This is a genomic window from Pantoea dispersa (assembly GCF_014155765.1).
Classification (GTDB): Bacteria; Pseudomonadota; Gammaproteobacteria; order Enterobacterales; family Enterobacteriaceae; genus Pantoea; species Pantoea dispersa.
In genome coordinates this window covers 181,778-194,779 of record NZ_SCKT01000003.1, presented here as the reverse complement: position 1 = coordinate 194,779, position 13,002 = coordinate 181,778, and the positions used below count along the sequence as shown (strand labels likewise).

Here is a 13,002-nt window from a genome sequence, read left to right as displayed (position 1 = left end):
GAGGAGCCATCACCATGAAATCTCTCTCTGCGCTGCGGCCGGACGGCACCAACATCGGCCTGATGCTGTTAATTGCGCTGGCGCTGGCCACCTTCAGCGTCATGCTGCCAGGCCGCTTTCTCACCGACTCGACCTTTATGAGCATGGCGTTTCAGCTGCCGGAGCTCGGCCTGTTAACGCTGGCGATGTTTATCGCCATCCTCAGCGGCGGCCTGAACCTCGCCATCATCGCCACCGCCAACCTGACGGCGCTGTTCATCGCCTGGACCCTGATGAGCGCCCTGCCCGCTGATGCCGGTACCGGTCAGCAGCTGCTGTGGCTGTTTATCGCTATCGTCGGCGCGATGGTGATTGCCGCCGTGATTGGCGTGATCACCGGCGTGATGGTAACGCGCATCGGCGCGCACCCGATTCTGGTGACGCTGGCCACCATGATGACGCTCAACGGCATCGGCATCTGGCTGACCAAAGGTGCGGCGGTGAGCGGTATGCCGCCGGTGGTGCAGTCGCTCGGCTCAGACACGCTGCTGGGCATGCCGCTGCCGCTGTGGGTATTCCTGGTTGCCGCCGCGCTGCTGGCGCTGTTCCTCGGCAAAACCCGCGCCGGCAAATGCATCTACATGGGCGGCAGCAACATCAACGCCACCTGGTTCAGCGGCATCAATACCCACCGTATGGTGATGCTGGTGTACGTCATCTCCAGCCTGCTGTGCGTGCTGGCCGGCCTGATCATGATGGCGCGCTTTAACTCGGCGCGCATGGGTTACGGCGATGCCTACCTGCTGCTGACCGTGCTGGCCATCATTCTCGGCGGCACTGATCCCAACGGCGGTTTTGGACGCGTGACCGGCGTAGTGCTGGCGCTGATTGCGCTGCAGGTGCTCTCCACCGGCTTCAACCTGATGAACATCAGCCAGCACGTCAGTCTGGCGATGTGGGGTGCCGTGCTGGTGGTGGTGCTGGCCTTCAAACAACTCAAAGCGCGCTTTAACGATCACCGTGCCGTCAGGCTCAGCAAACTGGCCGCGGCGCTTAATCCTCTGACCGAAAAAAAGGAAGTATGATGCGTATTCAAGTCTCCCCGTCGTTGATGTGTATGAATCTGATGGAGATCAAGCACCAGCTGGCCGTGCTGGACTCCCGCGCTGACTTCCTGCACATCGACATCATGGACGGGCACTACGTTAAAAACATCACCCTGTCGCCGTTCTTTATTGAGCAGATCCGCCCGCATACCCAGGTGGCGATCGATGTGCATCTGATGGTGGAAGAGCCGACCGACTTTATTGAAGCGGTGGCCAACGCCGGCGCCGATTACATTTGCCCGCACGCTGAAACCATCAATCGTGATGCGTTCCGCGTTATCAACCTGATTCGCAGCTACGGCAAAAAAGTGGGCGTGGTGCTCAACCCGGCCACGCCGGTCTCCTTTATCCATCATTACATTCATCTGCTGGATAAAATCACCGTAATGACGGTGGACCCGGGCTATGCCGGTCAGCCGTTTATTCCGGAGATGGTGCAGAAGGTGCAGGAGCTGAAGGCGCTGAAGCAGGCGCACGGCCACCGCTACCTGATTGAGATTGACGGTTCCTGTAATACGCGCACCTACAACACGCTGGTCGGTGCCGGTGCCGAAGTGCTGATTGTCGGCACCTCCGGCCTGTTTAACATTCACGAAGATCTCGCCACCGCGTGGAACATGATGCGTGAGAGCATTGATGAAGCGCAGGGCCTGGCGCAGGTGTCGGCATGACAACACGCTGGCTCGGTATCGACATTGGCGGCACCGGCACCCGTCTGCAGTTGATGGAGGCAGGCCGCATCTGGAGCAGCTTTCGTAAAGTGCCCACCGCCAGCTGGGCGCAGCAGCCCGATGCGCTGGCCGCACTTGGGCAGCTGATTGCGGAAACGCTGGAGCAGCAGCCGGTCAGCGGTGTGATGCTCGGCCTGCCGGGTATTCTCAGCCGCGATCGCCAGCAGGTGATTTCACTGCCGTTCATTCAGGCGCTCGATCATCAGCCGGTAGCGGCGCTGCTGAGTGAACGACTGGGCGTGCCGGTGGCGATGGATAAAGACGTTAACCATCTGATGCTGTGGGATCTAATGCAGCTGGAGCAGCTGCCGGAAAATGCGGTAGGTCTGTATCCTGGCACCGGCATGGGCAACAGCCTGTGGATCAACGGCCGCTTCTACCATGGTCAACATGGCGGAGCCGGTGAACTCGGCCACGTGCCGGTGGCCGGTAACGCGCTGCCCTGCCCGTGCGGCAACCACGGCTGCGCGGAAACCGTGACCTCCGGCCACTGGTTAAGCCACTGGGCGCAGGCCAATGCGGCGCAAACGCCGATGTCGGCGCTGTTTACCCATCACGGTTCTGACCCGGCGCTGCAGGCGTTTGTGCAGCGTCTGGCGCAGCTGATCGCCACCGAGATGAACATTCTCGATCCGGAGTACCTGATTCTGGGCGGCGGCGTGCTGGCGATGGCAGATTTCCCGCTGGCGCAGCTGCGCAACCAGATTCAGCAGCATTTACGGCCGCCGGCCACGCGGGATGGTTTGAAAATCATCTTCAGTCAATCCACCGATCACACCGGCTGTCGCGGCGCCTGCCTCGCCGCAGAACGGCTGTTCAGGAGCGCGCAATGAAAGGAAAAGTGTGTGTGTTTGGCTCGTTCAACCTCGACGTGGTGGCGGTGATGAACCGTTTCCCCCTGCCGGGCGAATCGCTCACGGCGCACAACAGCATGATGGGGCCCGGCGGCAAAGGGGCCAACCAGGCCACCGCCGCGCTGCGCGCCGGGGCGCGCGTGCACTATATCGGTAAGGTGGGTAATGACGATTTTGGCACCTTTGCCCGTCGCCATCTGGAGAAGACCGGTTTCGACGCCATTACGCTGTTCACCTGTAAAGAGAAACCCACCGGCAACGCGCTGATTTACGTGGCGGGCGATGATGCCGAGAACATGATTTCGGTCTATCCCGGCGCAAATACCACCGTGACCGCGGCCGAAGTGGCGCGCTGTCAGCCCACCGTGGCTGCCGCCGATATTCTGCTGGTGCAGCTGGAGAACAACCTCAGCGCCATTCAGCGCATGATCGACAACGCGCGTGCCGGCGGCACGTTTGTGATTCTGAATCCGGCACCGTGGCAGAAAGTCAGCGATGCGCTGCTGGCTAAGGTGGATCTGTTAACGCCCAACAGCACCGAAGCGATGCAGCTGAGCGGGATAAAAGTGACCGATTTTGCCAGCGCGCAGCGCGCCGCCGAAGTGCTGCACCGTAAGGGCGCGCGTCAGGTGATTATTACGCTTGGCACCGCGGGCGCCCTGCTTTCCAGCGCGGAGCAGCAGCTGCGTATTCCGCTGTTTCCTGCCCAGCCGCTCGACACCACCGGTGCCGGCGATGCCTTCAACGGTGCGCTGGCGGCGCGCCTGGCATCCGGCGATGCGTTACCGCAGGCGGCGCTGTTTGCGGCGGCGTTTGCCTCGCTGTGCGTCGAGCGTTCCGGCGCGGCCAATTCTATGCCCTCCTACGCCGAAGCGCTGGCGCGCATGCAGGCTCATCCGGAGTGTGCAGTAACGCCGTTAAATGCTCCGGAAATCACGCACATGGCATAGTGGCGCAATGCATTGCGCCCCGGCATAGGCAGAGTCGGCATTCGTGCCGACCCTGCGAATTACCGCCGCGGTTATGCCTGCAACCAGCCCATCAGCTGCGCATAGTGCAGTAACATAATGGTCTTGCCGTCGCGAATGCGGCCCTCTTTCACCATCGCCAGCGCCTGGGGAAACGGCAGCTCGAGTACGGTGATCTCTTCATCTTCCACGCCGCCGCCGTCGTTAGCGCGCTGCGCATCGCTGTATTCAGCGGCGAAAAAGTGCAGCAATTCGGTCACGCCGCCCGGCGACATGTAGGCCTCAAACAGCTTTTCGACCTTACCGACCTGATAGCCGGTCTCTTCCACCGCTTCTTTACGGATGCAATCTTCCGGCGTGTCGTTATCCAGCAGTCCGGCGCAGGTTTCAATCAGCTCACCGCTGGCGTTGTCATTAACATAGGTCGCGATGCGGAACTGACGAATCAGCACCACGCTGTTTTTTTCACGGTTGTAGAGCAGGATGGTGGCGCCGTTGCCGCGATCGTAGACTTCACGTTTGTGACGTACCACGTCGCCGTTACTGCGGGTGAGTTCGTAGGTGTAGTTGCGCAGAATGAAATAATTATCAGACAGCAACTTATCTTTGATGATGTTGATCTTTAACGACATAGCCGCTCCACTGCGTAGCTGAGGGAGCCTGAGATAATAGGCCGAAGCCGCAGGGAAAACTATCTGAATTGTGGAACAGGTTGCCTGCGATGGCGTAAGGCTGTCAGTTGAGTATTACGCCTTTTCAACGCTCATGGCACGTGTCGTAGCGGCGCCGTTCATTGCGCATCCGGGCAGCTGTGCAGTGATTAACTTAGCGCGATAAATCGCGCCGCTACGATGTTGTGTGGTTTGCGGCGGTATCAACCGGTCGGCACGAAAACCCTGATACCGCACCGGCAGGCGCGGCCAGGGCCACTATTAAAAACCGTTTGGCTGGTCTTTCATATCCGGCAGATGGTGGGCAATGCCTTTGTGGCAGTCGATACAGGTCTGTCCGTCCTGCACCGCTTTGCTGTGCATTTTGGCGGCGACCGTTTTCTGCGCAGTGAAGTCCATATAATCGAAGTTATGGCAGTTACGACACTCCTGCGAATTGTTGTTCTTCATCCGGCGCCACTCGTTCTGCGCCAGCTCGATACGCGTCTCTTCAAACTTCTGCGGCGTATCAATCAGGCCAAAGATCTTGGCGTACACCTCTTTACTCGCCTGGATCTTACGAATCATCTTCGGCCCCCACTCGTGCGGCACGTGACAGTCCGGGCAGGTGGCGCGTACGCCGCTGCGGTTGTTGTAGTGCACCGTCTGCATATATTCCTGATAGACGTTGTTGCGCATTTCGTGACAGCCAATACAGAACTGCTCGCGGTTGGTCATCTCCATCGCGGTGTTAAAACCACCCCAGAAGATGATGCCGCCAGCAAAGCCAAGAATCAGCAGCGTGCCGAGCGCCAGACGGCTGGGGCGTCGCCACCAGCGCCAGATACGTAAAAGTTTCTGTTTCATCGCCACCTCACTGCCCAAAGCCGTCAGCCGGCTTAAAGGTGTTTTCCACCACCGGTTTGGCATCGGTCTGCGGCACGTGACACTGCAGGCAGAAGTAGCGACGCGGCGATACCGTGCTGCTCACTACGCCGTCGCGGTCAGTGAAGTGCGTCGGACTGACGCGCGGCGCGCCGGTGGTCAGATAGCTCTGGGTGCCGTGACACTGCAGGCAGCGGTTCACGTTCTTCGTCACCTGGTAGCCCTCCACGCTGTGCGGGATCACCGGCGGCTGATTAACATAGTTCAGCGGCTTACGGCTCTGCTCTTTGGGCTGATGAATGGTGCCCTGCTGCGTTGCCGTCACTTCCGGTGACTGATTGAGATCGACGCCGTTATTAGCGTACACCACGCCGCCCAGCATCAGGGCGGCAACGGTTACAAGAGTGATAAAAGGTTTCATTGCATCCTGCCTCAGATTTTCACCAGCTTAACGGCGCATTTTTTGTAATCGGTCTGCTTCGACAGCGGATCGGTGGCGTCCAGCGTGATGTTGTTGGCCAGCACGCCGGCATCGAAGAACGGCATAAATACCAGCCCCTGCGGCGGCTGATTACGCCCGCGCGTTTCCACGGTGGCGAGGGTTTCGCCGCGACGCGATACCACGCGCACCTTCTCACCGCGACGGAAGCCGCGATCTTTGGCGTCCAGCGGATGGATATACAACAGCGCCTGCGGCACCGCGCGGTGCAGTTCCGGCACGCGGCGCGTCATGGTGCCGGTGTGCCAGTGCTCCAGCACGCGACCGGTGCAGAACCACAGGTCGTATTCGGCATCCGGCGCTTCCGCTGGCGGCTCGTACGGCAGGGCAAAAATGGTGGCTTTGCCGTCCGGCTTACCGTAAAAACGTACGCCCTCACCGGCTTTCACGTAGCTGTCGAAACCTTCACGATAGCGCCAGCGCGTCTCTTTGCCGTCCACTACCGGCCAGCGCAGACCGCGTGCCTCGTGATAGGTATCGAACGGTGCGAGATCGTGACCGTGGCCGCGCCCAAAGCTGGCATACTCCTCGAACAGGCCTTTCTGAATATAAAAGCCGAACTCACGCGCTTCATCGTTAAGGCGATCGTCGGCCACTTCGCTCAGCGGGAACTGATTCACCTGGCCGTTGGCATACAGCACGTCGTAGAGGGTTTTGCCTTTCAGCTCAGGCTGCTGAGCAATCAGCGCCTCTGGCCACACGTCCTCAACGCGGAAGCGTTTGGCAAAGGTCACCAGCTGCCACAGATCCGATTTCGCCTCGCCCGGCGCTTTCACCTGCTGATGCCAGAACTGGGTACGGCGCTCGGCGTTGCCGTAGGCGCCCTCTTTCTCTACCCACATCGCCGTCGGCAGAATCAGGTCGGCAGACAGGGCGCTGATGGTCGGATACGGGTCGGAGACCACGACAAAGTTGCGCGCATCGCGCCAGCCCGGCATGCGCTCCTGCGTCAGGTTCGGCCCGGCCTGCATGTTGTTGTTGCACATCACCCAGTAGGCATTCAGCTTGCCGTCTTTCAGCGCGCGATCCTGTGCCACGGCGTGCAGACCGACTTTGGCTGGCACCGTGCCCTGCGGCAGCTTCCACAGTTTTTCAGCTAAAGCGCGGTGTTTGTCATTGTTCACCACCATGTCGGCTGGCAGACGGTGCGCAAACGTGCCCACTTCACGCGCGGTGCCACAGGCCGATGGCTGGCCGGTGAGCGAGAACGGTCCGGTGCCCGGACGGGAAATCTTGCCTGTCAGCAGGTGGATGTTGTAGCACTGGTTGTTCGCCCACACGCCGCGCGTATGCTGGTTAAAGCCCATGGTCCAGTAAGAGACCACCTTGACGTTCGGATCGGCGTACAGCTCCGCCAGCGCGATCAGCTGATCCTGCTCTACGCCGCTCATGGCGCTGGCTTTTTCCACCGTGTATTCCGCAACAAATTTCGCATATTCATCGAAGCTGATCGGCGTCGACTCGCCGTTGTCCGGATTTTTCGCCGCCGCCTGCAGCGGATTGGTCGGGCGCAAACCGTAGCCGATATCCGTCACGCCTTTACGCAGCGTGACGTGATTCTGCAGGAAGGTTTTATCGACTTTATTGTTCTGAATGATGTAGTTAGCGATGAAGTTGAGGATCGCCAGATCGCTCTGCGGCGTGAAGACGATGGCGTTATCGGCCAGCTCGAAGCTGCGGTGGCGATAGGTCGACAGCACCGCCACTTTGACGTTGTCATTGCTGAGACGACGCGCGGTCAGGCGTGACCAGAGAATCGGGTGCATCTCGGCCATGTTCGATCCCCACAGCACAAACGCATCGGCCTGCTCGATGTCATCGTAGCAGCCCATCGGTTCGTCCATGCCGAAGGTGCGCATAAAGCCCACCACCGCAGACGCCATGCAGTGGCGCGCGTTCGGATCGAGGTTGTTGGTGCGGAAGCCGGCTTTCATCAGCTTTGATGCAGCGTAACCTTCCCATACGGTCCACTGGCCGGAGCCAAACATGCCGACCGATTCCGGGCCGTTGGCTTTCAGCGCCGCCTTAAACTTCGCTTCCATGATGTCGAACGCCTGATCCCAGCTTACCGGGGTAAACTCGCCGTTCTTATCGAATTTGCCGTCGGTCATGCGCAGCAGCGGCTGGGTCAGACGATCTTTGCCGTACATGATCTTCGGCAGGAAGTAGCCTTTGATGCAGTTCAGACCGCGATTAACCTCCGCCTGCGGATCGCCCTGCGAGGCGACCACGCGGCCATTCTGCGTGCCGACCAGCACGCCACAGCCGGTGCCGCAAAACCGGCACGGCGCTTTTTCCCAGCGAATCGGCTCAGCCAGGCTGGTGGCCGCTTTGGTCACGGTCGGAATGGTGAGACCAGCAGCCGTTGCAGCAGCAGCCGCCGCATTGGCCTTCATAAAATCACGACGACTCAGGTTCATGATGCTTCCTTACAGGGTTCTTCAATTTCGTCTTGCTGGTGATAAACCAGCGATACCGCCAGCACATCCGGGATGTTGCGGGTGGCTTCAATGTTGCTCAGCAGCGTGGCGCTGTCGGCCGCGCCCAGCGTTAGCGCCAGCGTGCCGCGTGCGGCATCTTCCGCCGCGATGTCGCTGTCGGCAAAGTTCAGTAGCGCCTGCCGCACCGCCGCGATCGCGGTCGGACGTGCCTGGATCACCAGGCCACATACGTGCCAGCTGTCATTATTCGTCATGATGCAGTCCTGTGGCTGAGACCGGACACGGCGCGATACAGGCGCCACAGCCGGTGCAGTGTTGCGGAAGGATTTCCGGCTGGCCGATGCCGTTGGGCATCAGGCGAAAACGGATCGCCTGCTGCTCACAACTCTCCTGGCAGCTGCGACAATTAACGCCGAGAAAAGCGATACAGCGGCTGTCGATGCGGATGCGCCGGCTAAAAGGTTCAGTGTCGCGCGGCTGAAACAGCGGCTGCGGGCAGACGTCGGCACAGGCGGCGCAAAAGGTGCATTCCCCCTGCAGAAAGTCGAGCTGCGGCGCTTCGCCGGCGGCGATGCGGATAATGCCGCTCTCGCAGGCTTGTACGCAGCGGGCGCAGCCGTCACAGCCGCTCTCTCCCCGCCACCACGGCAACGCGATACCGCCGGCAGGCATGACGCGCTGCCCGGTAAAGAGTTCACGTCGCGACAGCGCCATCGGCTCACCTCAATGCGGGGATGTAGAGATAGTGCGTAAAATAACCTGAGGTTATGAAGGGCTATATCACCCGAAAGGTGTAATTCCCGATGCGGGATCAAGAGAAGGAGAATTGAAATAAAAACGGGGGCCGACTGGCCCCCGCAGGTGAGCATCGCTGCGATTAACGCGCGTTGTCTTCCGCCAGTTTAGGCGCCGCATCATCCTGATCGTAATGATGATGCTCGTGCTCTTTCATCGCCTCCGCCTGCACGCGCTTACGCACGCCAAACCAGCCGAGCACCAGCAGCACGGCAATCAGCGGAATTGAAGCAATGGTGTAAGTGCCGTTCGGGTAGTCAAACGCCATCAGCACCAGCACGCTCACCAGGAACAGCAGCGTCAGCCACGAGGTAACCGGCGCCCACGGCAGCTTGAAGCTGACATCTTCTGCTTTGCCCTCTTTGATGGCTTTGCGCAGACGCATCTGGCACACCACGATGAACGCCCACGAGGAGATAATCCCCAGTGACGCCACGTTCAGGACGATCTCAAACACCTGTGACGGAACGTAGTAGTTGAGCACCACGCCGATCACGTACACGCCGATGGTCACCAGGATACCGGCGTACGGCACCTGCTGCTTACTCATCTTCGACATGAACTGCGGCGCCGAGCCGCCCATCGACATTGAACGCAGAATACGTCCGGTGGAGTACAGGCCCGAGTTCAGGCTCGACAGCGCCGCACTCAGCACCACGATGTTCATCACGCTGCCAATGTAGGGCACGCCCAGTTTGGAGAAGAAGGTGACGAACGGACTTTGACCGGCCTGATAGGCGTTCCACGGCAGCAGCAGTACCAGCAGCACCACGGAACCCACATAGAACAGACCGATACGCCAGATCACGCTGTTGATGGCTTTCGGCAGCATGGTTTTCGGGTCTTTACACTCGCCCGCCGCCGTGCCCACCAGTTCAATCGAGGCGAAGGCAAACACCACGCCCTGTACCAGCACCAGCGCCGGCAGCAGACCGTGCGGGAACAGCCCGCCGTTGTCGGTGATCAGATGGAAGCCGGTGGTGTTGCCGTCCAGCGGTTTACCGCTGCCGAGGAACACCACGCCGACTATCAGGAACACCACGATAGCCAGCACTTTCACCAGCGCGAACCAGAATTCCATCTCGGCGAACCATTTCACGCCGATCATGTTCATGGTGCCGACAATCGCCAGCGCGCCCAGCGCAAACACCCACTGCGGCACATCGCCAAACGCGCCCCAGTAATGCATGTAAAGCGCCACCGCGGTGATATCGACGATACCGGTCATCGCCCAGTTAACGAAATACATCCAGCCTGCAACGTAGGACGCTTTTTCCCCGAGGAATTCACGCGCGTACGAAACAAAGCTGCCGCTGGAAGGGCGATGCAACACCAGCTCGCCCAACGCACGGAGAATAAAGAAGGAGAAGATACCGCACACCAGATACACCAGTGCCAGTGCCGGACCGGCCATCTGCAGACGCGCGCCGGCACCGAGGAACAGACCGGTACCGATAGCGCCGCCAATGGCGATCATTTGTACCTGACGGTTACCCATCGCTTTGTGGTAACCCGTGTCGTGAGAGTTAAGCCAGCGCCTTCTCGCAGCACGCTGTTCGGCTGGCGTTTTTTTAGTAGATTTCATAGCTTTCCTGTTTGTCCTGTCCATCAATCACCGCGTAACCAATCGATTGCGCCGGGCAGTGCGAAATGGGGTAAAACCGGCCCCTGAGCGGCGGAACGATGCCGCGCGGCGAGCCGGGAAATTACGGCGATGAATCCTACCCGTTCTGCATGAACGAAGCAAAATATACTGGCTGACTGCACGGGTTGATTTGTAATAATCCGTCGCGACGCACAAAAAAACCGGCCTGTGGGGTGGCCGGTAATCGGTGGCTACAGGAAAAAACTACCAGAGGGGAATAATGAAGGGCATTAACGGTAAATCTCGGCGCTGCCGCTCCACATGCTGGAATCGCCCGGATTCTGCATGCCAATGACGCGATAATGACTGGCGCCCATCTCTTCCGCTTTTTGCGACAGCTGACGGGTGGCGTCATCCAGCGAACCGCGCACGCCGCTCACCGAAACGGTGCCGCTGCTTTGCAGGTCCTGGGTTTGTGCCTCGCTCAACGGCGAGGCGGCAAAGGTAGTAAACGATGCGCTGGCAAGCAGTGCAGCAGTCATTACGGCATAACGTGTCTTCATGAGGTGCTCCTGTTGTCGTGCGGGAAAAGGGTTACGCGTCAAAGTATCGGCGAGCCAGTGCAAACCAGGCTGCGCGGGCGGTAAAGGCGTTCAATATTTCGCCAGCCAAACGCGGTTAATCCAGGGAAACGTAAACCGCGGTGAGTTTCTCTGATAAAAGTAACCAGATGTGTCAATTTCGCGCTCGCACCCGCGCTGCGGCTGACTTATAATCCCCCGCTCTTGTAAGGGTTATTATTGTGATAGTGAAACGTCCCGTTACCCGCACCATTGCCCGCGCGCTCAGCGCGATTGTGCTGCTGTCGCTGTTAACCACCGGCCTGGCGCTGATGACGCTCTCCAGCAGTTTGCGCGATGCCGAAGCGGTGAATGTCGCCGGCTCGCTGCGCATGCAAATCTACCGGCAGGCGTGGGACAGCACGCGCGATCCGCAGCAGCTGGCGCACCATATGCAGCAATATCAGCAGACGCTGGAGTCACCGGCGCTGCAGCATCTGGAGCGTCCGTGGGTACCGATTGAAGTCAGCAGCCGCTACCGCTATCTGCGCGACAGCTGGCCGGTACTGCAGGAGACGCTGCAGCCGGCGCGGGCGCAGGTGTACCAGCAGCGCGTGGCGGGCTACGTCAGTGAGATTGACCGCTTCGTGCTGGCGGTGCAGCACTATGCCGAGCTGAAAATGCATCTGGTGGCCGCCAGCAGCCTGTTCGGCTTTCTGGCGATTGTCGCGCTGGCGCTGTGGAGCATTGGCTTTATTCGCCGCAACGTGGTGCGTCCGCTCGATTCGCTGGTCACCGCCAGTCAATACGTCGAGCAGGCCAACTTCAGTTTTCCGCCGCTTTCCGTGCATCAGCCCAACGAGCTGGGCGTGCTGGCGCAGGCGTTTACCACCATGGCGGAGCGGCTGCATTCGCACTATCGCCTGCTGGAGTGCGCGGTGCGCAATAAAACCGAAGATTTAACCCAGGCCAACCGTACGCTGTCGCTGCTGTATGAAAGCTCGCAGATTCTCACCGGCAGCCCGCTCAATCCCGAGCTGTTCCAGGGCCTGCTGCGGCTGGTGCAGCGACGGGAAGCACTGGAGGTGCTGCAAATCGCCAGCGAGGATATCGCCTTTCAGGCTGGCGTGCCCGCCGACGATCTCAGCTGGCAGCGGCTGCCGCTGCAGCAGGAGGAGCAGCGCCTCGGCGAACTGTGCTGGCAAACCCGCCGCGCGCCGCCGGCCGATGAGCTAATGCACAGCCTGGCCAACATGCTGGCGCGTGCACTGTGGATCTGGCAGACGCAGAAGCAGTATCAGCAGATGCTGCTGATTGAAGAGCGCGCCACCATTGCGCGCGAGCTGCACGATTCGCTGGCGCAGTCGCTCTCTTTTCTGCGTATCCAGCTGACGCTGCTGCGGCGTAATGTCGATAGCAGCCAGCCACAGGCACAGGCGATCATCGCCGATTTCGATCGCGCGCTGGCCGAGGCCTATCAGCAGCTGCGCGAGCTGCTCACCACCTTCCGCCTGAGCATTGAACAGGCCGATTTAGTGCAGGCGATGCAGGCGATGATCGCCCCGCTGCAGGAGCAGTCGCAGGCGGCGATTACCTTTGACTATCAGCCTGGCCTGCAAACGCTGGATGCCCAGCAGCAGGTGCACGTGCTGCAGATTGCGCGCGAGGCGCTGCTCAACGCAATTCGCCACGCGCAGGCGCAGCAGATTCAGATTCGCTATCAGCGTGTCGCTGATGATGAGCACCTGCTGACCATCGAAGATGACGGCTGCGGTATCAACAGCGTGGAAGAGCCGCCGGGCCACTACGGGCTGACCATCATGGCCGAGCGCGCGGCGCGTCTCGCCGGCAGCTTACTGATTACCCCGCAGGCGCAGGGCACCTGCGTCACGCTGCGTTTTCCCGCCCGCCCCGCGCACCGGCTGGCTTAACGCATTACACTTAGCAAA

General features: G+C 60.1%; 13 protein-coding genes. 5 read left to right on the top strand and 8 right to left on the bottom strand.

Annotated features, from left to right (window positions below):
- Nucleotides 1-14 precede the first annotated feature (14 nt).
- The 4 genes from H7K56_RS10945 to rbsK are packed head-to-tail and all read left to right on the top strand — an operon-like array spanning nt 15 to nt 3,620.
- On the top strand, nt 15-1,064 hold the full coding sequence (locus tag H7K56_RS10945) for an ABC transporter permease (protein WP_021508059.1): 1,050 nt from the start codon (nt 15-17) through the stop codon (nt 1,062-1,064).
- Nucleotides 1,064-1,756: a D-allulose 6-phosphate 3-epimerase gene (alsE, locus tag H7K56_RS10940; protein ID WP_031279804.1), complete on the top strand. Its 693-nt coding sequence runs from the start codon at nt 1,064-1,066 to the stop codon at nt 1,754-1,756. Before H7K56_RS10945 ends, alsE begins: the two co-directional genes overlap by 1 nt.
- Nucleotides 1,753-2,649, top strand: a complete 897-nt coding sequence (gene alsK, locus H7K56_RS10935; RefSeq protein WP_150361620.1) for an allose kinase — start codon at nt 1,753-1,755, stop codon at nt 2,647-2,649. Before alsE ends, alsK begins: the two co-directional genes overlap by 4 nt.
- Nucleotides 2,646-3,620, top strand: a complete 975-nt coding sequence (gene rbsK, locus H7K56_RS10930; protein WP_141496608.1) for a ribokinase — start codon at nt 2,646-2,648, stop codon at nt 3,618-3,620. The genes alsK and rbsK overlap by 4 nt, the downstream gene beginning before the upstream one ends.
- Nucleotides 3,621-3,691: 71 nt before the next feature.
- Here the strand turns inward: rbsK and nudK are convergent, their stop codons facing one another.
- The 8 genes from nudK to H7K56_RS10890 form a co-directional block, all read right to left on the bottom strand.
- Nucleotides 3,692-4,270: a GDP-mannose pyrophosphatase NudK gene (gene nudK, locus H7K56_RS10925; protein ID WP_021508055.1), complete on the bottom strand. Its 579-nt coding sequence runs from the start codon at nt 4,268-4,270 to the stop codon at nt 3,692-3,694.
- Nucleotides 4,271-4,570: 300 nt separating this feature from the next.
- Entirely contained in the window at nt 4,571-5,155 is a 585-nt protein-coding gene (gene napC, locus H7K56_RS10920; protein ID WP_058758337.1) for a cytochrome c-type protein NapC, read from the bottom strand.
- Between the two features lie 7 nt (nt 5,156-5,162).
- Entirely contained in the window at nt 5,163-5,594 is a 432-nt protein-coding gene (napB, locus tag H7K56_RS10915) for a nitrate reductase cytochrome c-type subunit (RefSeq protein ID WP_058758336.1), read from the bottom strand.
- Nucleotides 5,595-5,605: 11 nt separating this feature from the next.
- On the bottom strand, nt 5,606-8,092 hold the full coding sequence (gene napA / locus H7K56_RS10910) for a nitrate reductase catalytic subunit NapA (protein ID WP_150361621.1): 2,487 nt from the start codon (nt 8,090-8,092) through the stop codon (nt 5,606-5,608).
- Nucleotides 8,089-8,367 (bottom strand): chaperone NapD, encoded by a 279-nt coding sequence (locus tag H7K56_RS10905; RefSeq protein WP_021508051.1) that lies wholly within the window; start codon nt 8,365-8,367, stop codon nt 8,089-8,091. Before H7K56_RS10905 ends, napA begins: the two co-directional genes overlap by 4 nt.
- Nucleotides 8,357-8,827 (bottom strand): ferredoxin-type protein NapF, encoded by a 471-nt coding sequence (gene napF, locus H7K56_RS10900; RefSeq protein ID WP_021508050.1) that lies wholly within the window; start codon nt 8,825-8,827, stop codon nt 8,357-8,359. Before napF ends, H7K56_RS10905 begins: the two co-directional genes overlap by 11 nt.
- Nucleotides 8,828-8,990: 163 nt before the next feature.
- Nucleotides 8,991-10,493, bottom strand: coding sequence for an L-asparagine permease (gene ansP / locus H7K56_RS10895; RefSeq protein ID WP_150361622.1), 1,503 nt, complete (start codon nt 10,491-10,493; stop codon nt 8,991-8,993).
- Between the two features lie 290 nt (nt 10,494-10,783).
- The gene (locus H7K56_RS10890; RefSeq protein WP_058770823.1) at nt 10,784-11,056 is read right to left on the bottom strand and encodes a YdgH/BhsA/McbA family protein; all 273 of its coding nucleotides are present in this window, start codon (nt 11,054-11,056) and stop codon (nt 10,784-10,786) included.
- Between the two features lie 239 nt (nt 11,057-11,295).
- On the opposite strand from H7K56_RS10890, the gene narQ reads away from it, so the two are divergent.
- Nucleotides 11,296-12,984 (top strand): nitrate/nitrite two-component system sensor histidine kinase NarQ, encoded by a 1,689-nt coding sequence (gene narQ, locus H7K56_RS10885; protein WP_150361623.1) that lies wholly within the window; start codon nt 11,296-11,298, stop codon nt 12,982-12,984.
- The last annotated feature ends 18 nt before the right edge of the window (nt 12,985-13,002 follow it).